Source organism: Aminobacter sp. P4_D5 (assembly GCF_056401815.1).
Map to the genome: position 1 here is coordinate 1 of NZ_JBFUIP010000074.1, position 20,627 is coordinate 20,627.

The 20,627-nt window shown below is 62.6% G+C and carries 23 protein-coding genes; 14 read left to right on the forward strand and 9 right to left on the reverse strand.

The features are described 5' to 3' along the window. The 5 genes from guaD to AC1DWF_RS17055 all read left to right on the forward strand — a co-directional run. Positions 1-953, forward strand: a 953-nt coding sequence (guaD, locus tag AC1DWF_RS17035) for a guanine deaminase (protein ID WP_476841861.1), incomplete at its 5' end; no start/stop codon positions are given. Positions 954-1,013: 60 nt separating this feature from the next. Then, complete coding sequence (locus AC1DWF_RS17040) at positions 1,014-1,511, forward strand: heme-degrading domain-containing protein (RefSeq protein WP_476841862.1); 498 nt, start codon at positions 1,014-1,016, stop codon at positions 1,509-1,511. A gap of 168 nt (positions 1,512-1,679) precedes the next feature. Continuing rightward, positions 1,680-2,945 carry a glycerate kinase type-2 family protein gene (locus AC1DWF_RS17045; protein WP_476782871.1) on the forward strand — a complete coding sequence of 422 codons (1,266 nt, stop codon included), beginning with the start codon at positions 1,680-1,682 and terminating at the stop codon, positions 2,943-2,945. Between the two features lie 104 nt (positions 2,946-3,049). Next, a complete protein-coding gene (locus AC1DWF_RS17050) occupies positions 3,050-3,337 on the forward strand; it encodes a type II toxin-antitoxin system RelE/ParE family toxin (RefSeq protein WP_476782872.1) in 288 nt (95 codons plus the stop codon). A 3-nt stretch (positions 3,338-3,340) separates the two neighbouring features. Next, positions 3,341-3,634: an addiction module antidote protein gene (locus AC1DWF_RS17055; RefSeq protein ID WP_476782873.1), complete on the forward strand. Its 294-nt coding sequence runs from the start codon at positions 3,341-3,343 to the stop codon at positions 3,632-3,634. A 15-nt stretch (positions 3,635-3,649) separates the two neighbouring features. On the opposite strand, the gene AC1DWF_RS17060 is transcribed toward AC1DWF_RS17055, so the two are convergent. The 4 genes from AC1DWF_RS17060 to AC1DWF_RS17075 form a co-directional block, all read right to left on the reverse strand. After that, the gene (locus AC1DWF_RS17060; protein WP_476789029.1) at positions 3,650-5,038 is read right to left on the reverse strand and encodes a glutamine synthetase family protein; all 1,389 of its coding nucleotides are present in this window, start codon (positions 5,036-5,038) and stop codon (positions 3,650-3,652) included. A 30-nt stretch (positions 5,039-5,068) separates the two neighbouring features. Then, positions 5,069-6,454, reverse strand: a complete 1,386-nt coding sequence (locus tag AC1DWF_RS17065; protein WP_476782875.1) for an aspartate aminotransferase family protein — start codon at positions 6,452-6,454, stop codon at positions 5,069-5,071. A 180-nt stretch (positions 6,455-6,634) separates the two neighbouring features. Then, positions 6,635-7,609 carry a WD40 repeat domain-containing protein gene (locus AC1DWF_RS17070; protein ID WP_476789031.1) on the reverse strand — a complete coding sequence of 325 codons (975 nt, stop codon included), beginning with the start codon at positions 7,607-7,609 and terminating at the stop codon, positions 6,635-6,637. A 187-nt stretch (positions 7,610-7,796) separates the two neighbouring features. Then, positions 7,797-8,873: a CobW family GTP-binding protein gene (locus AC1DWF_RS17075; RefSeq protein ID WP_476782877.1), complete on the reverse strand. Its 1,077-nt coding sequence runs from the start codon at positions 8,871-8,873 to the stop codon at positions 7,797-7,799. A gap of 183 nt (positions 8,874-9,056) precedes the next feature. Between AC1DWF_RS17075 and AC1DWF_RS17080 the strand changes: the two genes are divergently transcribed. The 3 genes from AC1DWF_RS17080 to AC1DWF_RS17090 all read left to right on the forward strand — a co-directional run bounded on the left by AC1DWF_RS17080 (position 9,057) and on the right by AC1DWF_RS17090 (position 10,497). Further along, positions 9,057-9,503 carry a peptidase associated/transthyretin-like domain-containing protein gene (locus AC1DWF_RS17080; RefSeq protein WP_476782878.1) on the forward strand — a complete coding sequence of 149 codons (447 nt, stop codon included), beginning with the start codon at positions 9,057-9,059 and terminating at the stop codon, positions 9,501-9,503. A gap of 75 nt (positions 9,504-9,578) precedes the next feature. After that, positions 9,579-9,788, forward strand: coding sequence for a hypothetical protein (locus AC1DWF_RS17085; protein ID WP_476788444.1), 210 nt, complete (start codon positions 9,579-9,581; stop codon positions 9,786-9,788). Positions 9,789-9,987: 199 nt separating this feature from the next. Then, positions 9,988-10,497, forward strand: a complete 510-nt coding sequence (locus tag AC1DWF_RS17090) for a MarR family winged helix-turn-helix transcriptional regulator (RefSeq protein ID WP_476788445.1) — start codon at positions 9,988-9,990, stop codon at positions 10,495-10,497. Here the strand turns inward: AC1DWF_RS17090 and AC1DWF_RS17095 are convergent, their stop codons facing one another. Beyond that, the gene (locus AC1DWF_RS17095; RefSeq protein ID WP_476785781.1) at positions 10,498-10,737 is read right to left on the reverse strand and encodes a hypothetical protein; all 240 of its coding nucleotides are present in this window, start codon (positions 10,735-10,737) and stop codon (positions 10,498-10,500) included. Here AC1DWF_RS17095 and AC1DWF_RS17100 point away from each other — a divergent pair. The 3 genes from AC1DWF_RS17100 (at position 10,652) to AC1DWF_RS17110 (ending at position 13,611) form a co-directional block, all read left to right on the forward strand. Further along, positions 10,652-11,536, forward strand: a complete 885-nt coding sequence (locus tag AC1DWF_RS17100) for a DMT family transporter (protein WP_476785779.1) — start codon at positions 10,652-10,654, stop codon at positions 11,534-11,536. The two genes, AC1DWF_RS17095 and AC1DWF_RS17100, sit on opposite strands and share 86 nt — an antisense overlap. Positions 11,537-11,599: 63 nt before the next feature. Beyond that, on the forward strand, positions 11,600-12,634 hold the full coding sequence (locus AC1DWF_RS17105) for a LacI family DNA-binding transcriptional regulator (RefSeq protein WP_476785777.1): 1,035 nt from the start codon (positions 11,600-11,602) through the stop codon (positions 12,632-12,634). Between the two features lie 44 nt (positions 12,635-12,678). Continuing rightward, positions 12,679-13,611 carry a 2-hydroxyacid dehydrogenase gene (locus AC1DWF_RS17110; protein WP_476785780.1) on the forward strand — a complete coding sequence of 311 codons (933 nt, stop codon included), beginning with the start codon at positions 12,679-12,681 and terminating at the stop codon, positions 13,609-13,611. Positions 13,612-13,619: 8 nt separating this feature from the next. Here AC1DWF_RS17110 and AC1DWF_RS17115 read toward each other — a convergent pair whose 3' ends face one another. Beyond that, positions 13,620-14,393, reverse strand: coding sequence for a gamma-glutamyl-gamma-aminobutyrate hydrolase family protein (locus tag AC1DWF_RS17115; protein WP_476785778.1), 774 nt, complete (start codon positions 14,391-14,393; stop codon positions 13,620-13,622). Between the two features lie 299 nt (positions 14,394-14,692). On the opposite strand from AC1DWF_RS17115, the gene AC1DWF_RS17120 reads away from it, so the two are divergent. Next, complete coding sequence (locus AC1DWF_RS17120; RefSeq protein WP_476841863.1) at positions 14,693-15,802, forward strand: TRAP transporter substrate-binding protein; 1,110 nt, start codon at positions 14,693-14,695, stop codon at positions 15,800-15,802. Between the two features lie 135 nt (positions 15,803-15,937). On the opposite strand, the gene AC1DWF_RS17125 is transcribed toward AC1DWF_RS17120, so the two are convergent. From AC1DWF_RS17125 to AC1DWF_RS17135, 3 genes are all read right to left on the reverse strand, one after another. Beyond that, positions 15,938-17,653 (reverse strand): TRAP transporter large permease, encoded by a 1,716-nt coding sequence (locus AC1DWF_RS17125; RefSeq protein WP_476841864.1) that lies wholly within the window; start codon positions 17,651-17,653, stop codon positions 15,938-15,940. Continuing rightward, complete coding sequence (locus AC1DWF_RS17130; RefSeq protein ID WP_476785404.1) at positions 17,650-18,234, reverse strand: TRAP transporter small permease subunit; 585 nt, start codon at positions 18,232-18,234, stop codon at positions 17,650-17,652. The genes AC1DWF_RS17125 and AC1DWF_RS17130 overlap by 4 nt, the downstream gene beginning before the upstream one ends. Before the next feature lie 206 nt (positions 18,235-18,440). Beyond that, positions 18,441-19,346, reverse strand: a complete 906-nt coding sequence (locus tag AC1DWF_RS17135) for a branched-chain amino acid ABC transporter permease (protein ID WP_476788448.1) — start codon at positions 19,344-19,346, stop codon at positions 18,441-18,443. Between the two features lie 95 nt (positions 19,347-19,441). Here AC1DWF_RS17135 and AC1DWF_RS17140 point away from each other — a divergent pair, with 95 nt between their 5' ends. Both AC1DWF_RS17140 and AC1DWF_RS17145 read left to right on the forward strand, forming a co-directional pair. Then, positions 19,442-20,041: a CGNR zinc finger domain-containing protein gene (locus AC1DWF_RS17140; protein ID WP_476841865.1), complete on the forward strand. Its 600-nt coding sequence runs from the start codon at positions 19,442-19,444 to the stop codon at positions 20,039-20,041. Further along, positions 20,034-20,567 (forward strand): hypothetical protein, encoded by a 534-nt coding sequence (locus tag AC1DWF_RS17145; protein ID WP_476785401.1) that lies wholly within the window; start codon positions 20,034-20,036, stop codon positions 20,565-20,567. Before AC1DWF_RS17140 ends, AC1DWF_RS17145 begins: the two co-directional genes overlap by 8 nt. The last annotated feature ends 60 nt before the right edge of the window (positions 20,568-20,627 follow it).

Below are 20,627 nucleotides of genomic sequence, written 5' to 3' on the forward strand. Positions count from 1 at the left end.
AGATGACGCGCCAGGGCACAACCACGGTTGCCGCCTATTGCTCGGTGCACAAGCAGTCGGCCGAGGCCTTCTTCGCTGAATCGCACGAGCGCAACATGCTCAACATCGCCGGCAAGGTAATGATGGACCGCAACGCGCCCGATGGCGTGCTGGATACGCCGCAGACGAGCTATGACGACACCAAGGCGCTGATAACGGAATGGCATGGCAAGGGCCGGCAGCACGTCGCCATCACGCCACGCTTTGCCATCACGTCGACGCCCGAGCAGATGGAAATGGCCGGGCAACTGGCACGAGAACATCCCGACCTGCACATCCAGACGCATCTGTCGGAAAATCACGCCGAGATCGCCTTCACCCAGGAGCTCTATCCCTGGTCGCGCGACTACACCGACGTCTACGAACATTACGGTTTGCTCGGCAACCGCACGCTTCTGGGCCACTGCATCCATCTGGGCGAGCGCGAGTCCGACGCGATTTCCGACCATGGCTCGATCGCCGTGTTCTGTCCGACGTCGAACCTCTTCCTTGGCTCAGGCCTGTTCGACTACCAGCGCTATCGCCGGCGCGACAAGCCGCTCAGGATCGCCATCGCCACCGATGTCGGCGGCGGCACCAGCTATTCGATGCTGCGCACCATGGACGAGGCCTACAAGGTCATCGCCCTCAATGGCGAGAAGCTCAATCCGCTGGCCTCTTACTGGCAGTTGACGCGCGGCAACGCCGAAGCACTGTCGATCTCCGACAAGGTGGGAACGCTCGAGGTCGGAACCGATGCCGACATCGTGGTACTCAATGCCCGCGCCACGCCAGGCATGCGGCTTCGCATGGAGCGTGCCGGGACGCTGGCCGAAGAGCTGTTCCTGCTCCAAACGCTCGGCGACGACCGCGCCGTGGTCGAGGTCTATGTCGCGGGAAGGGCTGCCAAGACGACAATGGATCAGGCCGCATGACCTTGCGTCATTCGCCCGCGTCTGCCATGTGAGCCGTGGACGCAGGGAGAGGAGCGGACAATGGCAGCAGCCGAAGATATCAAGAAGATCGCCGAGCAGGAGGCGCGTCTTGTCTTCGAAGGCTTCGACGAAGCCGCAGCCTTCGACATAGGCTCCTTGATCCGCACGCGCGGGCTGGCTGAAAACCTCCCCATCATCGTCGACATTCGCCTGTGGGATCGCGCGTTGTTTTACTGCGCGCTGCCGGGCTCGACGGTCAACAACACTGAGTGGGCACGCCGCAAGGTCAACGTCGTCAAGATGTTCCACCGCAGCAGCTACCGCATGGTGCTGCAGAAGGCGCGCGAGGACCGCACCTTTCCGGTCGGCGACGCGCTGCCGATCGAGGACTATGTGCTGGCCGGCGGTGGTTTTCMGATCCGTGTGAAGGGTGTGGGCGTCGTCGGCGCCATCGCCGTTTCGGGGCTACCTGAGCGGCAGGATCACGAGGTGGTTGTCGCCGCAGTCTGCGATTATCTCGGCATCGACCGGCAAGAACTCGCGCTCGGGCCGGCATGATTTGAGCATGGCGCTGCCCCTCACCCTTACCCTCTCCCCGTAAGGACGGGGAGAGGGGGCGTAGATGTTGCCGCTTGTCCCTTCTCCCCGTACTTCACGGGGAGAAGGTCCCGGCAGGGGGATGAGGGGCCGAGCGACATGAAAGCAAAGCGTATAGCGAGTGCCCGGATGACCACTTTCGAACCTAGACGCTTCCTCATTAGCATCTTCGAGGCCGCTGTCGCGGCAGCCGATCCAGAACTCACAATCCGCCGCCATCTGCCGGAAAAGCCCAAAGGGCGCACCATCGTCATTGGTGCGGGCAAGGGTTCGGCGCAGATGGCTGCCGCTTTCGAAAAGGCCTGGGACGCACCGCTCGAGGGCGTCGTCGTCACCCGCTACGGCTTTGCCGCACCTTGCGAGCGTATCAAGATCATCGAGGCGTCGCATCCGGTGCCCGATGCCAACGGCCTCGAAGCCTCCAAGCTGCTGCTCCAGACCGTGTCCGGCCTCACCGAAGACGACCTCGTCGTGGCGCTGGTTTCGGGTGGCGGCTCGGCATTGCTGCCGTCGCCGGCCGGCAGCCTGACGCTTGCCGACGAGATCGCCGTCAACGAGGCGCTGCTTGCCTCCGGCGCGCCGATTTCGGCGATGAACACCATTCGCAAGCACATCTCGACGATCAAGGGCGGCAGGCTCGCCGCCGCTGCCCATCCGGCGCGCGTCGTCTCTCTCGTCGTCTCCGACATTCCCGGCGACAATCCAGCACTGGTTGCTTCCGGGCCGACCGTGCCGGATGAAGCGTCACGCGCGGACGCGCTCAGGCTGATCGAAACCTACCGCATCGCGCTGCCGGCCAATGTCATGGCGCACATCAACTCGGTGGATGCCGACGCGCCAGGGCCGGATGACAAGCGCTTCGCCCGCAACGAGGTCCATGTCATCGCTTCGGCGGCTGTGTCGCTCGACGCGGCAGCGGATGCGGCGCGCCGGCTGGGCGTCGAAACCGTCATCTTGTCCGATGCCATCGAGGGCGAGGCGCGCGAGGTCGGCGGCGTACATGCGGCGATCGCCCGCGAAGTCGCCATGCGCAACCGTCCCTTCAAGAAGCCGGTGCTGATTCTGTCCGGCGGCGAGACGACGGTGACGCTGCGTGCAAAAGGCAAGGGCGGGCGAAACAGCGAATTCCTGCTCGCCTTCGCCATCGGCATCGACGGTGTGGCCGGTATCGACGCGCTTGCTGCCGATACCGACGGCATCGACGGTTCCGAAGACAATGCCGGCGCCTTCGCCGACGCTACGACGGTCGCGCGTATGCGGGCCGCCAGCGTCGACGCCAAGGCGATGCTCGCTGGCAACAATGCGTGGACCGCATTTAACGCCGTCGGCGATCTGTTCGTGCCGGGACCTACGGGCACGAATGTCAATGATCTCAGGGCTATTCTGGTGAGGTAGGCTGTCCCCGTGCAAAACAGTTGACATGGTGGGACTGCAGACCACCGGGACCTGACGTTCACGGTGGTCTTGATTTATTGAATGGTGTGAACTATAGTTCACGCATGTTCGAGGTCCGTCAGACCGACACATTTCGAGAATGGTTTGATGGGCTTCGGGATTTGGTGGCCCGGCGCAAGATCGCCCAGCGCATTGTCCGGCTCGAAGCTGGGCTCTTTGGCGACGTGAAATTCTTCGACGGTATTGGCGAATTGCGCGTCGATATGGGGCCAGGCTATCGCGTCTATTTCGTACAGCGCGGAAGAGTGGTGATCATCCTGCTGAGTGGAGGCGACAAGTCCACTCAAGGTCGAGATATCAAGCAGGCGCTGGAAATGGCAAAAGAGGTGTAAGTCATGTCTCTCAAGACAACTCCTTTCGATGCTGCGGCGTATCTCGATACACCTGAATCGCAGGCCGAGCTGCTCACTGATGCTTTCGAAACAGGCGACGCCGGCTACATTGCGCGCGCACTGGGTGTCGTGGCGCGCGCTCGCGGAATGAGCCAGGTTGCAAAGGACGCCGGAGTAACGCGAGAGGGGCTGTACAAGGCTCTCAGCGCCGAAGGCGATCCGCGACTGACGACTCTCCTTGGCGTCGTCAGGAGTCTCGGCCTGACCGTCACGGTCCATCCTGCGGTAAAGCCCTGATCTTCTTCGGCCGCTCTACACCTCGTGCAGATAGAGATGATAATCCAACTCGCTCACCGTACGAGCGACGCGGAAATATTCGGCTTCCTTGATCGCCGTGAAGGTGCGGTGGAGATCGTGGCCCAGCGCCTCGCGCAGGAATTCAGACGCTTTTGCCGCTTCGATCGCGGTGCGCCAGTCGGCCGGCATCACTCCGTTCGTGCCCGCCGCCTGCTCGTAACCATTGCCTGTCGTCTCGGGGCCGGGGTCCAGCTTTTCATCCAGCCCCTTCGAAATGCCGGCGAGAATGGTCGCTGCCACCAGATAGGGGTTGGCGTCGACGCCCGAGGGGCGGTGCTCGATGCGGCGGTTCCTGGTGTCGCCCGCCGGCACGCGCAGCGCCACCGAGCGGTTGTTGACGCCCCAGGTGGGGGCCACCGGCGCGTAGGATTGCGACACGAAACGGCGCCACGAATTGGCGTGCGGTGCGAATACCAGCATCGATTCCGCCATGGTCGCGGCGAGACCGCCGAGCGCGTGCAGAAGCTTCGGCTGCCACTCGCCTTCCTTGGCTTCGGTGAAGACGTTGTTGCCGTCCTTGTCGAGCAGCGAGGCGTGGAAATGCATGCCAGAGCCGGCATATTTTTCGATCGGCTTGGCCATGAAACAGGCGGTGACGCCGTGTCGGCGCGCCTGGGCGCGGACGATGCGCTTGAGCATGATCAGGTCGTCGGCCGCCTGCATCACATCCTTGCGGTAGCGTAGCGTCAGTTCGTATTGGCCCGGCGCATATTCGGAGATCACCGTCTCGGCCGGAATGCCCTGCAGCTTGGCTGCGGCGTAGATGTCGGAGAACAGCGGCTCCATGCCGTGCAGATGGTCGACCGAATAGACCTCCGTCTTGCCCGAAGCACGGCCGTCGAGCACCGCGCGTGCCGGCTGGACCTTGCCGTCGCCGTCGCGTTCGTTGGACAGAAGGAAAAATTCGAGCTCGAAGGCGCCTGCTGGATACAGGCCCTTTTCGGCCAGCCGGTCGACCTGGCGCTGCAGCGCCAGCCTGGGGTCCGAGGTCATCGGCGCGCCGTCGAGATGATACATCGACATCAGCAACTGGCCACGCGCCGGGCTCGTGCCATAAAGCGGCTTCAGCGTGCCTGGAATTGGCCAGGCCCTGAGGTCGCCGTCGCCGGAATCCCAGATCAACCCGGTTTCGTGGACGTCCTCGCCTGTTATGTCCAGGCCAAGGATGGAGATCGGCAAATGCCGGCCACCTTCGTAGAGGCCTATCAGTTCATGGCGGCGGATGATCTTGCCGCGGCCCACGCCATTGGCGTCGGTCAAGACGATGTCGAAGGCTTCGATGTCGGGATTGGCGTCGAGGAAGGCTCTGGCCTCGTCGATGGTCGAGCCGGAAGGAGATGTCATGATCTTACTCAATTGTCCTGATGCCTTGTCTCACGCCGAAAGCGTGGCGGCAATATCGCCGAAAGCCGCAACCAGCCTGTCGACCTGCCGCGCCGATGTATCAGGCGAAACCAGCATCATGTTGTGGAACGGCGCGATCAGCACACCGCGATTGACCAGCGCTACATGCACTGCTGCTTCAAGCCGAGAGGCGTGCGCCGTCTCAGCCTCGCCGCCGTTGCGCAAAGGTCCCGGCGCGCAGATGAACTCGACCCGGGCGCCAACGCGCATGACATGCCAAGGCAGCTTGTGCTTGCGGATGGCCTTGTCGAGGCCGGACGCCAGCCGGTCTGCCAGCTTCTCCATGTGGGTGTAGTTTTCCTCGGTCATCACCTCTTCGAGGGCAGCGCGCATCGCCGCGAACTGGAGAGGATTGGCCGACAGTGTGGTGCCCATGCCGGAATAGCCCGGCTCCTTGGTCCTGTTGTAGTCGGCGTAGCGGACCGCGACGTCCTCGCTCATGCCCCAGACACTCGCCGGCACGCCGCCGGCGACAGGCTTGCCGAGCACGAACAGGTCGGGCTCGAGGCCGTGCTTCTTGGTGTAGCCGCCGGGGCCGGTTGAGATGGTGTGTGTCTCGTCGATCAGCAGCAGCGTGCCGGCCTTGCGCGTCAGCTTGCGCACGCCTTCGAGGAAGCCAGGGTCGGGCAGAACCATGCAGCTATTGGTCAATACCGGTTCGGTGATCACGCAGGCGACATCGCCATGGGCAAGTTCGGCTTCAAGAGCCGGCAGGTCGTTGAATTCGACGATGCGGGTGCGTGCGGTGAGGTCGCGGAACTCGCCAGCGAGGCCCGGCCGGTTGACCGGTTTGCCGTCCTTCAGCCGCACCATCGTTTCGTCGACAGCCCCATGGTAGCAGCCGTTGAAGACCAGAATTTTGTCGCGGCTGGTCACCGCGCGGGCCACACGCAAGGCGAAGCGATTGGCGTCGGTGGCGGTGGTGGCGATCTGCCAGTGAGGCAGGCCGAAGCGCTCGGACAAAAGCAAGCCAAGCGTCAGCGAATCTTCCGACGGCAGCATGTAAGTCAGCCCTCGTCCGGCCTGCCGACGAATGGCGCGCGCAACCGGGGCAGGGGAGTGACCGAACATCGACCCAGTGTCGCCGAGGCAGAAATCGGCGAGCCTGTTGCCGTCGATGTCGGTGATGGTGGCACCGCTCGCCTTGTCGACGAGGATCGGGAACGGTGTCGGCCAGTCGTTCATCCAGTGCATCGGCACGCCACCGAAGAACCCAGCGACACCATTGCCGAGTGCGGCTTGCGATTTCGGCCGCGCCTGGCGAAAGATCTCGGCCTCGGTCGCCGCAAGCTCCGATATGCGCGACAGGGGCACGCCGCCTTCGCTGGCTTCAGGTCGTTCGATGCGGTTCATCATGGCTCCCGAATGATAGCAGGGGCCACTCTAGCCAGTCGGCTGCTGAAACTTCAATTGGCCGTTCGCGGGGCGTCGATTGGCGCAGGAACAGCAAATGGGCCGGTCGTGCAGGCGCTGGAGCTTGCGGCTGGCGCGGTCGCTGCGGCGCAAGCCATCCAGCGCAGCGCGCGTAGGTTAAGCTCAGCCGGCGATATCGATGACGCCGCAGTCGCCGGCAGCACTGCCGAAGGCGATGCGGCGTTCTTCCTTGTCCCAGGCCATCGAGGTGATCGCGCCCTTGCCGGGGCGGCGCAGCAGCACCTCCTTGGCGTCGGCGAAACGCACGGCCATCACCATGCCGTCTTCATAACCGATGGCGACGATGTCCTCGCTTGGATGGCAGGCGACCGAGGTCACCATTGAGTTGCCGCGCGTCCCGAGTTCGAGCGGGGCCTTGCCCATTGGGCCGTCCTTGCCGACGAAGGGCCACACGATCGCGGCGGGTGCGCCGGAGCTTGCCAGCCACTTGCCCTTGGCGCTCCACGACAGGCTCTTCACCTTGGCGGGATAGCCGGTCATGCGCATGTGCTTGGCATCAACCAGTTTCCAGCCATGCAAGGCGTTTTCCTGCATGGTGGTCACGAGGAAGGCGCCATCTGGCGAAAATGTCACGCCGGTATGCGCCCCAGCCCATTCAAGCTCCACCGGCTTGCCTTCGGCAGCCGGGAAATGCAGCGTCGCGCCGTTGTAGCGGGCAATGCCGATGCGCATGCCCTTCGGCGAAAAGGCGATGCCCTCGACCGAACGCGGGTGCGAAAACTCCTTGGCCTTGCCGTCGGCGAAGCGCACCCAGGCGCTACGCCCGCTGGCATAGGCGACAGCGCCTTGCGGGCCGGTGGCGATGGAGGTGACCCACTTCTTGCCGATGCTGGCGAGTTCTTCTGTCGCACCCGACGAGGCCAGCGACATCACCTTGCCGTCTTCGCCGCCTGAGATCATCAGGTCGTTCTTGGCGGTGGTGGTAGCTGACAGCAGGCCGTCATGCAGCTTGACCGACTTCTGGCCGTGATCGAGCCAATGCACCATGCCGTCGGCGAGCGCGAAGAACGGAATGTCATTGAGGAAAGCGGCGGTGACGCAATGTCCGTCGAGATCAAGCGGGGCGACTGTCGGCATAAGAGACTATTCCATTCGAGATTTATGCTGCCCCTCACCCTTACCCTCTCCCCGTAAACGGAGCGAGGGGGGCGTCGACGTTCCAGCTTGTCCCTTCTCCCCGCGTACGGAGAGAAGGTGCAGGCCCTTCGATAAACTCAGGGTTCGGATGAGGGGGGCAGGGTATTCTGTGAATACGTCGGCGGGCTTAAGCCGCCTGACAGGCCTCAAAACTACGCTTCAGCCGTTCGGCGTCGAGTTCGCGGCCGATGAACACCAGCCGGCTCTCGTGCTTCTCGTCGTCCTTCCAGGCGCGCTGGTGGTCGCCCTCGATGATCATGTGGACGCCCTGGATGACGTAGCGGTCCGGATCGTCCTTGATGGCGATGATGCCCTTGAGGCGCAGGATGTTGGGGCCTTCCATCTGGGTGATCTTTTCGATCCAGGGGAAGAACTTCTTGGAGTCCATCTCGCCGCCGCGCAGCGACACCGACTGCACGGTCACGTCGTGGATCGGCGAAACCGCGCCATGCTCATGATGATCGTGATCGTGATGATGGTGGTCATGATCATGGTGGTGGTGGTCGTGGCCGCAATCGGGGCCACATGCGTGATCGTGGTCGTGATCATGCGCGTCGAGGAAATGCGGATCGTCGGCCAGAACGCGCTTCAAGTCGAAAGCGCCACGGTCGAGCACCTGGTCGAGCGGAACGCCCGCACGGGTGGTGCGGTGGATTTTGGCGGATGGGTTGATGGCGCGGATGGCGGCTTCGACGTCGCGCAGCTCGTCAGCGTTGACCAGGTCGGTCTTGTTGAGCACGACGACGTCGGCGAAAGCGATCTGGTCCTCGGCCTCGCGCGAATCCTTGAGGCGCAGCGGCAGGTGCTTGGCGTCGACTAGGGCGACGACCGCATCGAGCTTGGTCTTGGAGCGCACGTCTTCGTCCATGAAAAACGTCTGCGCTACCGGCACCGGGTCGGCCAGGCCCGTGGTCTCGACGATGATGGCATCGAAGCGGCCGGGACGGCGCATCAGGCCCTCGACAACGCGGATCAGGTCGCCGCGCACCGTGCAGCAGACACAGCCATTGTTCATCTCGTAGATTTCCTCATCGGATTCCACGATCAGGTCGTTGTCGATGCCGATCTCGCCGAATTCATTGACGATGACCGCATAACGCTTGCCGTGGTTCTCAGAAAGGATGCGGTTGAGAAGCGTCGTTTTGCCGGAACCGAGATAGCCGGTCAGCACGGTAACGGGAATTTGGGTCTGAGCTTCGGTCATGGTCGTCCTCGGGATCGAATAGAGGCTCCATATAGGATGCCGCAGGCGCATTTGCACGTCTCAAACGTCATCACGAATACGCCTGCCCGACATTACCGAAATTTCATTAGGAAGTCGGCAGGCCGCTGCCTAGATTGACGGGCCGGGGGGCAACCGACCCAGCAATACAGGAGCCGGGCGCCGATGCAGGACGATCCGTTCCGCGCCAATCTCACCCGCCGCCGGGCGCTCGGCCTCATCGCGGTGACGGCGGGTGGTGGCGCGCTGGTGCCTGCGCAGGTGTTCGCCCAGCAAGCCTCGTCGCAATCCGGAGCCTTGTTGATACCGCAAGCCGGCGTTTGCTCGATCACGCCGGAAGTGACCGAAGGTCCGTATTATTTCGACCCGGAGCTTGAGCGCAGCGACATCACCGAGGGACGCAAAGGCGCTGGCCTGACTGTGCGCCTGCAGATCGTCGACGAGGCTTGCAGCCCGATCGAAGGCGCCCGCGTCGACGTTTGGCATTGCGATGCCCAAGGGCACTATTCGGGTTATCCCGGACAAGGTGATACCCGTGACGTCGACACTACAGGCGAAAAATTCCTGCGCGGCTGGCAGCGTACCGACAAGAACTTCATCTCTACCTTCTGAACCATCTATCCCGGCTGGTATCGCGGCCGCACCACGCACATCCATTTCAAGGCGTTCCCCGGCGAAAGCTCTGTCATGACAGGCCAGATGTTTTTTCCAGACGATCTCAGCGAGCAGATCTTTTCGACGGTCGCGCCCTACAACCAGTGCAGCGGGGAGCGCGACACGATGAACGCCGACGACCGCATCCTGCGTCGCGCCGGCAGCGGCGTGCAGAGCGCTGTGAGCGAAAAAGCTTCCGCCTATGAAGCGGCGATGATTGTTGCGGTAAAAAGAGCCGGATGAGGCTATTCTGCCGGAAGATTTGCCGGCGAATGGTTTCTGTCATCGAACTGTAACATCCGTCTGGCAAGAGCGCTCATGTGGTTGGTCGGTTGCCGGCAAAGCGACATGGCAACAAGTGACCGCGAAGTCGATTGCCAAAGGCCGCGCGACAATTATTCTCGCCCATCACGGTGCGAGGGGCGTGGCGCAGGAGATGCGGATGTCCAAGTCCAACAAAGGCGCGGCGATGAGCCGGCTTCATTCCGTGGCCCGGCTGGCGCGTACCTCGCTCGCCGCGCGGCTGCTTGCCCATGGCTTCTACGCCGGCCAGGACCAGATCATGCTGTCGCTGCACGACGACAACGGCCAGACGCCCGGACAGCTCGCCTCGCGGCTCGGCGTCCGTCCCCCGACCATCACCAAGACCATCAATCGGCTCCAGGCGCAGGGTTTCCTCGAAAAGCGCGCCTCGGATACCGACGCCCGCCAGGCTCATATCTTCCTGACGGAAACCGGTACGGACGCCATTCGCGCCGTGGAGAAGTCGGTCAAGAAGACCGAAAAGCAGGCGCTCAAGGGCTTCGACAAGAAGGATCTGAAGCAGCTTTCCAAGCTTCTGCTGCGCATCGAGGCCAATTTGTCGGACCTCACGCTCATCGACGACGAGGTTGCCGAAGTCGAGGGTGCTGCCGAAGCGGAGCCCGAAGTGGAAGCCGAAGCGGCGGAGTGATCACTTCTTCGGCTGGACCACGACTTTCGCCTTGCCGGACGGCAGCACTTCCCGCATGAGCTGGAAGTAACCTCCGTCCTCGATTTTCCGGCCTGCCAGCGTGTCTCCCCAAAAACCAGCAGAAACAGCAACGCCTTCATCGGCGATCCTGCTGATATTCGCCTCGGGCCTGATTTTCTCCTTCCTCGACACCAGCGCCAAACATCTGGTGACATCGGGTATGGCGGCGCCCTTCGTCACCTGGGTGCGTTTTGCCGTTCACGCGCTCATCGTCATCGTCCTGTTCAAGGCCTGGCGACGGCCAGAACGTCTTGTGCCGCAAAGCCTGAAGCTGCAGATCCTGCGCGCCGTGTTCATGTTTGGCTCGACGATCTTCAATTTCATGGCGCTGCAGACGTTACAGCTCGCCGAAACGGTGTCGATCAATTTCGCCAGCCCGATGGTCATCACCGCGCTTGCCGGACCGCTGCTTGGCGAATGGGCCGGCTGGCGGCGCTGGCTCGCGGTCCTCGTCGGCTTCATCGGTGTAGTCGTCATCACCCGACCGGGCTTCGGCGGCTTCGACATGGGGCATATCTTTTCCCTCTGCGCCATGCTGAGCTCGTCACTCTACACGATCATGACCCGGCAGATGGGCAACCGCGAAACGGCCGAAAGCCTGATCCTCTACTCGGCGGTGGTGCCGGCGATTTTCATGCTGCCGGCGGTCCCCTTGGCCGGTTCGCTGCCGGTGCATGTCTATGACTGGCTTGTGCTGTTCGGGCTCGGCGTGTTCGGCGGCTTCGGCCATTGGCTGCTGATCAAGGCCTACCAGCGCGCGACGGCGACAGCGTTAGCGCCTTATCCCTACCTCCAGATGGTGTGGATGATCATTCTGGGCTGGCTTGTGTTCGACCAGTTGCCGGACCGCTGGACCCTTGCGGGGGCTGCAATCATTGTTTCCAGTGGCCTCTACATCATCCACCGTGAACACACGCTCAGGGTCCGCAACCGTGCTGCGCCAAATGCCGAAACCGAGGAACTGGCAAAAAAGCTTTGATTTGCCGTTGAACAATGGCATACGGCTTTAAACGGTTTAAAAGACCGTTCGTTCACGCTGCGGATGGAGGGCCCGCTGGCTCAGAAGATCAAGCTTTCGACGATCGCTGACGCACTTGGCGTATCGACTGCCACCGTGTCGCTTGCGCTGCGCGATAGCCCCCTTGTCGCTGACGCCACCCGCGACCGCATCAAGCATCATGCCCGAGAGATCGGCTACATCTACAATCGCCGTGCCGCCAGCCTGCGCACTTCGCGCTCGGGCATCGTCGGCGTTGTCGTCCACGACATCATGAACCCGTTCTATGCCGAGATACTGCGCTCGATCGAAAGCGAACTCGACCGCAGCCGGCAGACCTTCATCCTTTCCAACCACTATGACGACCTCGAAAAGCAGCGCACTTTCGTCGACACGCTGCTGCAGCTCGGCGCCGACGGGGTGATCATGTCGCCGGCTATCGGCACGCCGGCCGAAGACATCATCATGGCAGAGGAGAACGGCCTTCCAGCCGTGCTGATCGCGCGTTCGGTCGAAGGTGCAGAAGTACCGGTCTTCCGTGGCGACGATGCCTATGGAACTGCGCTCGCCACCAACCACTTGATCTCGCTCGGCCACAAGCGCATCGCCATGATCGGCGGCACTGACCAGACCTCGACCGGCCGCCACCGCTACCAGGGTTATCTCAACGCCATGGAAGCGGCGGGACTGGAAGTCCTTCCATCGTGGCGCATCGCCGGTCCGCGCACCAAGCAGGGCGGCTTCGAGGCGGCGGGGCAGTTTTTGGCACTCAAGGACAAGCCGACGGCGGCCTGTTGCTGGAACGATCTCGTGGCCATTGGCCTGATGAACGGCATCGCGCGTGCAGGTCTGGTGCCCGGCATCGATGTCTCGGTCACCGGTTATGATGATCTCGAGGAAGCGCAGATCGCAACGCCTGCGCTGACCACCGTATGGAACGGCCAGCGCGAGGTTGGCCGCCGCGCCGCAAGCGCGCTTCTCGACAAGCTCAACGGCCAGTCGGTGCGGCCGTCGCAGGAGCTGATCAAGCCCGAGTTGCATGTCAGGCAGTCCACCGGAAAACCCAAAGAACGCACATGACCGCATCGAACATCGAAGCACCGGTGATCCTGATCCCTTGCCGGATGCATCCGCATGTCACCGAGCGGCTCAAATCGGCATTTCCGCTGATCCACGTCGCCGAAGGCGATCCGGCATTGCTGACGGACGAGACGAAAGCAAACGTTCGCGGCATCGCTTCGATGGGTCGGGTCGATGCCGCCTTTATCGATGCGCTGCCCAATCTGGAGATTATCGCCAATTTTGGCGTCGGTTATGACGCGGTCGACGCCCGCCATGCCGGTGCACGCGGCATCATGGTCACCAACACGCCCGATGTGCTGACCGAAGAGGTCGCCGACACGGCGGTGGGCCTGCTCATCAACACCGTGCGCGAGCTGCCTCGGGCAGAGGGCTGGCTGCGGCAGGGGCACTGGGTCCGCGAGGGCGGCTATCGGCTGACGGCTACGCTGCGCGGCCGCCGCATCGGCATCTTCGGCATGGGTCGCATCGGTTTGGCTATCGCGCGCCGGCTCGAAGCCTTTGGACTGCCGATCGCCTATCACAATCGCCGCCAGGTCGAAGGCCTTGCCTACGATTACCATCCGACGCTGAAGGAACTGGCGCTCGCGGTCGACACGCTGATCTCGGTGGCGCCTGCCACGCCCCAGACCGAGAAGATCGTCAACGCCGAGATTTTTCAAGCACTCGGCGCCAATGGCGTCTTCGTCAATGTCGGCCGTGGCGCTACGGTCGATGAGGCAGCACTGGTCAAGGCGCTGTCGAAGGGCACGATCCTGGCCGCCGGTCTGGATGTCTTCGCCGACGAACCGAATGTGCCGCAAGCGCTGATTGACCTGCCCAATGCTTCGCTCCTGCCGCATGTCGCCTCGGCGACTGTTCATACGCGTCAGGCGATGGCCGACCTTGCGGCCGACAACATCTTTGCGTGGTTTTCCAACGAGCGCCGGGCGCTGACTCCGGTGCCCGAGACCGCGCATGTGACGGCCAAGGGCTAAAGGGCGGACTATTCCGCTGCCGTTCGTGCTGCCTGACGGGCGAGCGCATAGGCCCGCACGGCATCGCCGAATGCCTTGAAGATACGCTGCGAGACGTCGTCGGTGCCGACCCAGTATTCCGGGTGCCACTGCACGCCGACGGCGAACGCACGCGAGTCGCGGACCGAGACGGCTTCGACCGTGCCGTCGGGCGCCACCGCCTCGACCTGCAGCTTCGAACCGAGCCGTTCCACTGCCTGGCGGTGGACCGAGTTGACCAGGATGTCGCCTGGGCCGAACACACCAGCAAGGCAGCTGCCCGGCTTGATGGTGGCCACCTGGTGAATGGCGAAGCGTTCGTCCTGGTTGTCGCTGACAGGCGCCCGGTGATCGGCGATGCCTTCGCGCTCCTGGATCTCGGTGGCGAGCGAACCGCCAAGCGCCACGTTCAGTTCCTGGATGCCGCGGCAAATGGCGAGCAGCGGCACGCCGCGTTCGATCGCCTTGCGGATCAGCGGCATGGTGGTGGAGTCGCGGGCGAAGTCGTAGGGACCATTGGCCTCGGTCGCTTCCTCGCCATAGAGGCGCGGGTCGACGTTCGACTTCGAGCCGGTCAGCATGACGCCGTCGACGGAGGACAAAAGCTCGTCGAGGTCGAGGCGGTCGCCGAAATTGGGCACCAGCACCGGCAGCACGCCGGCACCCGAGATCGCCGCCTCGAGATACTGCTGGGGTGCCGCGTGCCAAGTGTAGTTCTCGAACTGCTTGACGTCGGTCGATACGGCAACGAGCGGCTGGTGCATGATAGCGTTCAAATCCTTATGGGAAGCATGCGGTTTCCTTGCCTACAAAATAGGCGATCCCAAGGCACTTTTCCAACACAAGTTTGCATATCTCGTATGCGCCTGGCAGCGGGGATTAGACTATAGTTTTAGATGCTTGCGCTGCAGCAAGGTTTTCGGCAATCAAACATTCTCCGCCCAGTCTGGCGCGCTTTACTCGCCCCCTTCGCCGTGTATTGATGCCCGCGGCGTTAGTCGTGGGAGGCAATAATTTCCCGAAGCGTCGCACTAGTCTTTCGGTCCAGTATGGGAGGATTTTGATGGATCGCCGTTCATTTATCAGGAAGGCCGGCACGACCGGCGTGGGGGCTGCTGCCGCTGCCGCGACGCTTGCGGCACCGGCAATTGCCCAGTCCAACCCCAAGGTTACGTGGCGCCTGGCCTCGTCTTTCCCGAAGTCACTCGACACCATCTATGGCGGCGCTGAAGTCCTGTCGAAGTATCTGTCGGAAGCCACCGACGGCAATTTCACCATCCAGCCCTTTGCGGCCGGTGAAATCGTTCCGGGCCTGCAAGCAGCCGACGCGGCTGCGGCCGGTACGGTCGAAGCCTGCCATACGGTTGCATATTATTACTGGGGCAAGGACCCCACCTGGGCGCTCGGTGCGGCGGTTCCGTTCTCGCTCAATGCGCGCGGCATCAATGCCTGGCACTACCATGGCGGCGGCATCGACATCTTCAATGAATTCCTCGGCACCCAGGGCCTGTACGGCCTGCCCGGCGGCAATACCGGCGTCCAGATGGGCGGCTGGTTCCGCAAGGAGATCAACACCGTCGCAGACCTTCAGGGCCTSAAGTTCCGCGTYGGCGGYTTCGCSGGCAASGTGCTGGMMARGCTCGGCGTSGTGCCGCAGCARMTCGCCGGCGGCGACATCTAYCCGGCGCTTGAAAAGGGCACCATCGACGCCGCCGAATGGGTCGGTCCTTATGACGACGAGAAGCTCGGCTTCCACAAGGTCGCGCCGTACTATTACTATCCTGGCTGGTGGGAAGGCGGTCCGACCGTCCACTTCATGTTCAACAAGGCCAAGTTCGAAGAACTTACCCCAGCCTACAAGTCGCTGCTGCGAACGGYTGCCCAGGCAACCGATGCGAACATGCTGCAGAAGTACGACCACCTGAACCCGACCGCCATCAAGAGCCTGGTTGCCAACGGCGCCCAGTTGCGGCCGTTCAGCCCTGAAATCCTCGCGGCCTGCTTCGAAAAGTCCAACGAAGTCTATGCCGAGATGGAAGCGACCAACCCCGGCTTCAAGAAGATCTGGGATTCGATCAAGGCGTTCCGCAAGGACCACTATCTGTGGGCACAGATCGCAGAGTACAACTACGACACCTTCATGATGATCCAGCAGCGCAACGGCAAGCTCTGATCTGATCGCGCAAAATCAAGTCGAACCCCGGAGCAGCTGCTTCGGGGTTTTTCTTTGTCTGCATCGCTTTTGGGGAAAGACGACGCGGAAATGAAAAGGGCGCCTCTCGGCGCCCTTTCACGTGAGCTGGACCGATCAGTTGAAGCTCGGCGGCTTTGTCAGGTCGTTGGCAGGTGCTGCGGGTGCCGTGCCAGGCGCAGGTGCGCCCAGCGGCGACAGGCCCAACCCGCCACCAAGTCCCGGCATCTCGGGCATCTTGAAGTCGACCGAGTTGGGATCGACCACCTTGCCCTTGTAGTGCATGACCATCTGAGGGAAGGCGATGGTCAGCCCGATCATGATGATCTGGATGCATACGAAGGGTACCGCACCCCAGTAGATCTGCCCCGTCGTCACCGGCTGGATGTTCTTGCCGGTGATGCGGTCGAGATAGGGTACGCGGGCGGCGACCGAACGCAGGTAGAASAGMGCGAAGCCGAAGGGCGGGTGCATGAAGCTCGTCTGCATGTTCACGCMSARCAGCACGCCGAACCAGAYSAGRTCGATGCCGAGCTTGTCGGCGGCAGGCGCCAGAAGTGGCACGATGATGAAGGCCAGCTCGAAGAAGTCCAGGAAGAAGGCGAGCAGGAAGACGAGAATGTTGACGGCGATCAGGAAGCCGACCTCGCCGCCGGGCAGCGACACCAGCAGGTGTTCGACCCAGAGATGACCGTTGACGCCGTAGAAGGTCAGCGAAAAAACGCGCGCGCCGATCAGGATGAAGATGACGAAGGACGAAAGTCTCGTCGTCGATGCGAGCGCCTGGCGGATCACGTCGAGTGAAAGCCGGCCCTTCGCAGCGGCCATGATCAAGGCTCCGACCGAGCCCATCGCACCGCCTTCGGTCGGGGTGGCGATGCCGAGGAAGATAGTGCCGAGCACCAGGAAAATCAGCGCCAGCGGCGGGATCAGCACGATGATGACCTGCTGGGCCAGTCGCGACATCATGTTGATCTTGAGACCACGGTCGGCGATCGCGGCGATGTAGATGACGATGACGCCGACACAGGCGCCGAGGATGTCGGCATTGGCGCCATGCGTCGGCGACAGATAGACATGGGCGGCATAGGCGATCACCACGGCGAGCAGCAGTGCCGCAAACAGCGAGGTCACGCCGTGGCCGAGCGTGCGCGCCTCGAGCGGCAGTGCGGGCATCGACTTCGGCCGGATGATCGACATCAGAAAGATATAGCCCATGTAGAGGCTGGTCAGCACCAGTCCGGGGATCAGCGCCCCCTTGTACATGTCGCCGACCGAGCGGCCGAGCTGGTCGGCGAGCACGATGAGCACGAGCGAGGGCGGGATGATCTGGGCGAGCGTGCCGGACGCCGCGATGACACCAGAAGCAAGCCGCCTGTCATAGCCGTARCGCAKCATGATCGGCAGYGAGATCAKKCCCATGGCGATGACCGAGGCGGCAACCACGCCGGTTGTCGCTGCCAAAAGCGCACCGACGAAGATCACGGCATAGGCGAGGCCGCCGCGGATCGGGCCGAACAGCTGGCCGATCKTGTCGAGCAGGTCTTCGGCCATGCCGGAGCGTTCGAGCACGATGCCCATGAAGGTGAAGAACGGGATCGCCAGCAGCGTTTCGTTCGACATCACGCCCCAGAAGCGATCGGGCAATGCATAGAGGAGCGGCCAATCGAGGGTGATGGAGTTGTTGGAGTAGGGCGCGAGTTCGACGCCGATGAAGAAGAACAGCAAGCCGTTGGCGGCGAGTGAAAAGGCGACCGGATAACCAAGCAGCATGAAGACGATGAGCGAGAAGAACATGATCGGCGCCATGTTCTGGGCGATGAACTCCATCATGGGCGCACCTCGTCGGCGAGCGCCTTGCCTTCGAGTTCGGCCTGCTCATGGATCGAGATGAACGGGGTCGGGTCCTCCATATCACCACGCATGATGGCGATCTTCTTGATGATCTCGGAAACGCCCTGGAATGCCAGCTGCACGAAACCGACCAGCAGCAGCGCCTTGGCCGGCCACAGGATCAGGCCGCCGGCACTCGACGACATTTCGCCCGAGCGGAACGACAGGCTGACATAGGGGATGAAGTAAACGATCATCAGGATGACGAAGGGCATCAAAAACAGCAGGTGCCCGAGCAGGTCGATCCAGTGCTGCACCCGGCGCGAGAACATGCCGTAGACGATGTCGATGCGGATGTGTTCGTTCTGCTTCAACGTGTAGGCGGCGGCCAGCATGAAGGCGGCGCCGAACAGGTACCACTGCAGTTCCAGCCAGGCGTTGGACGACATGTTGAAGGTCTTGCGGATGACCGCGTTGCCAGAGCTGACCAGGATGGCAACCAGGATCGCCCAGGATACCGTCTTGCCGATCGCCTCGTTGATGCGGTCAATGAATCTGGATAGAGCGAGAAGCCCTGCCATGCATTCCTCCCTGATTTGATGGGGCAGCCGTTGTTCCCCGACGTTCTTTTTCCGGCACTCCCCTGATGTTCATGGGTATGCCGGTCACGGGTGTCGCGTCAACACAACAGCTGAGTGTCGTCAATCACCGCAAAAGCCGCAAAGGCTGGGAAAAGGTGCTGTGACGCTGCGACATACAACCAAAGTCGCAAGCAAAAACCGGTCTTTTAGACCGAGCTGGGCGCGTCCTTGCGGTCGCCGGTCAAGACCAGCATCGCTGCGAGCAGCGCATACATCCAGGCGTCGCGCCATTCGATCGGGAAGTAGCCGGCCCACAGTGCCTCGGCCAGGCCGAAGGCAGCGGCGCCAAGGGCTGCGCGACCGGGGGCGTAGTAGCCGCCGACCGCAGTGATGAACAGGATCTTCAGGCCGTAGACGAGGCCGGCGCCGAAACCGAGATTGCCGTAATAAAGTGCGGCCAGCACTCCGGCGAGCCCGGCGCAGAGGCCTCCGAACAGCAGAGCGCGATGGAAGACACGCGCTGTGTCGATGCCGCAGAGTCTTGCAGCGAGCGGGTCGTCGGCGACGGCCCGCCAGAAGCGACCGAAGTTCGACCGTGCCAGCAACAACGCGCCTGAGATGATGACCACTGCTGCAATCGTCGTGTTGATCAGCTGGATGACCGTGAGCGTCGCGACGAAGTTGCCACCCGAGGCGAAGACCACCGGTGTCGAAAGCATCGGTGGCAGCCAGTAGTCATGCGTGTCGGCAGCAATGCGGCTCAGTTCCATCAGTACCAGCAGCGCGCCTAGCGACGCCGCAACGATCGCGTTGGGCGAGCGGCTGGCAAGCGGGGCGAAGACGGTGCGCGACAAGAGCCGGCTGAAGAAGGCGGCGTAAGCGAGCGCGATGAAGATGCCGAAGGCGATGGTCACCGGCAGGGTCAGCCACAGCACCTGCCAGCCATAGACTGCTGCGAGGATCATGGTCTGGCCGCAGAAGGCAAAGATGCCGCCATAAGCCAAATTGGTGCGCTGGAGCAGGCCGTTGCCGAGCGCATATCCGAAGGCAAGCAGCGCGTAGATCGCCGCCGAATGCACGCCATTGAGGAGCTGTTGGAAGAAGTAGAGCATGCGCTGTCCGGCTGGGCGGGCACCTTCCGCGCCAGCACAAAATTGCGCTTCGAAATCTAACTTGTCAAACCGAGTTTACCAGTTAGATTTGAAACATGTCAGTTGCCTGGACCCGACATCGCTTCGCCGGCGGCGCGCTTGCGCTCGATACCGCCAACACGGTTGTGCTTCGCGGCGATACGGAGCGCTCCTTCGACCGTTTCGACGAACCAGTGGAGATCGCCCGCTTTGCCACCGCCGCCAGCAGCTTTCGAGCCGACGAGCTCAGGGGCAGGGCGCTTGCCGCGCCCGATCCGCATGCGATCGCCGGAAAAGTCATCGCCATCCGCGAGACAACGGACCGGCTGTTCCGGCGCACGGTGGCCGACGGGGGCCTGGCCGCAGCCGATATGCCAGTCTTCCTCAATGCCTGCGCCGATGGGCTCGCCGGCTCGCGAGAGTTGCTTAGCCCTGAAKCCCCGTTTGGGGTCTCGCCGGAACCGTTGGCCTTTGAGGCAGCACTCGCCGTTTCCGCACTGTCGCTGCTGTCGTCCGACACTATGTCTAGGCTCAGGATCTGCCCGAACTGCGGCTGGCTGTTCGTTGACCGCAGTCGCAACGGCAGCCGGATGTGGTGCGACATGGCCGTCTGCGGCAACCGCCAGAAGGCCAGGCGCCACTACAACAGGCGCAAGGAGGAGGTGGCGAATGCCTGAGCGGAGATTTTTGCGTGCCGCGGTTGCCCTTTCGGCGCTCGCCTTGATCGGGCTGGCCGGCTGCCGCGAAAGCGGCGGCGAGGGCGAGTATTTCGCGCTGTCCGGTCGCCTGTTTGTCTTCAATTACCGGGTCGCCACCGTGCGCTACGTGGTGACCTTGAGGCCGCTCAAGCCGATTGGCGCGGCCGAGGTCGCGGTGGCGAGTTTCGAAAACCCGGCAGGCGGCGAGCCGATCATCGTGAATCAGAAGATCTGGCCGATGAGCGAGAAGGTCACGATCGAAAGCCCACCGCTCGAATGCGTGGTCAAGGACCTGTCGTACAAGGTGTCGATTCGCATCGAGGATGCGAAGGGCAAGGCGATGCAGCTATTGGAGACAATGATGGCCTCGTCGCAGGACCAGTCGATGCTGCCCGACAAGCCGCTGGCTGTCGGACCGTTTTACGACCCCAATCCCGAGCTGAAAGGTCATCCCGATGGGCATGTACCCGGTGGCCGCGGTGTGCGCTGCCCGGCTTCGGCCTGAATTTCCGGCTGACGGAAATTTTCGTGCGCGCTAAGAGCATTCCCGTTCGCATTCATTCGC

Bases quoted from the DNA above. Each gene is read 5' to 3' on its own strand.
- AC1DWF_RS17045 (WP_476782871.1), top strand. From the start codon at position 1,680: ATGACCACTTTCGAACCTAGACGCTTCCTCATTAGCATCTTCGAGGCC.
- AC1DWF_RS17050 (WP_476782872.1), top strand. From the start codon at position 3,050: ATGTTCGAGGTCCGTCAGACCGACACATTTCGAGAATGGTTTGATGGG.
- AC1DWF_RS17055 (WP_476782873.1), top strand. From the start codon at position 3,341: ATGTCTCTCAAGACAACTCCTTTCGATGCTGCGGCGTATCTCGATACA.
- AC1DWF_RS17060 (WP_476789029.1), bottom strand. From the start codon at position 5,038: ATGACATCTCCTTCCGGCTCGACCATCGACGAGGCCAGAGCCTTCCTC.
- AC1DWF_RS17065 (WP_476782875.1), bottom strand. From the start codon at position 6,454: ATGATGAACCGCATCGAACGACCTGAAGCCAGCGAAGGCGGCGTGCCC.
- AC1DWF_RS17070 (WP_476789031.1), bottom strand. From the start codon at position 7,609: ATGCCGACAGTCGCCCCGCTTGATCTCGACGGACATTGCGTCACCGCC.
- AC1DWF_RS17075 (WP_476782877.1), bottom strand. From the start codon at position 8,873: ATGACCGAAGCTCAGACCCAAATTCCCGTTACCGTGCTGACCGGCTAT.
- AC1DWF_RS17080 (WP_476782878.1), top strand. From the start codon at position 9,057: ATGCAGGACGATCCGTTCCGCGCCAATCTCACCCGCCGCCGGGCGCTC.
- AC1DWF_RS17085 (WP_476788444.1), top strand. From the start codon at position 9,579: ATGACAGGCCAGATGTTTTTTCCAGACGATCTCAGCGAGCAGATCTTT.
- AC1DWF_RS17090 (WP_476788445.1), top strand. From the start codon at position 9,988: ATGTCCAAGTCCAACAAAGGCGCGGCGATGAGCCGGCTTCATTCCGTG.
- AC1DWF_RS17105 (WP_476785777.1), top strand. From the start codon at position 11,600: ATGGAGGGCCCGCTGGCTCAGAAGATCAAGCTTTCGACGATCGCTGAC.
- AC1DWF_RS17110 (WP_476785780.1), top strand. From the start codon at position 12,679: ATGCATCCGCATGTCACCGAGCGGCTCAAATCGGCATTTCCGCTGATC.
- AC1DWF_RS17115 (WP_476785778.1), bottom strand. From the start codon at position 14,393: ATGCACCAGCCGCTCGTTGCCGTATCGACCGACGTCAAGCAGTTCGAG.
- AC1DWF_RS17130 (WP_476785404.1), bottom strand. From the start codon at position 18,234: ATGGCAGGGCTTCTCGCTCTATCCAGATTCATTGACCGCATCAACGAG.
- AC1DWF_RS17135 (WP_476788448.1), bottom strand. From the start codon at position 19,346: ATGCTCTACTTCTTCCAACAGCTCCTCAATGGCGTGCATTCGGCGGCG.
- AC1DWF_RS17145 (WP_476785401.1), top strand. From the start codon at position 20,034: ATGCCTGAGCGGAGATTTTTGCGTGCCGCGGTTGCCCTTTCGGCGCTC.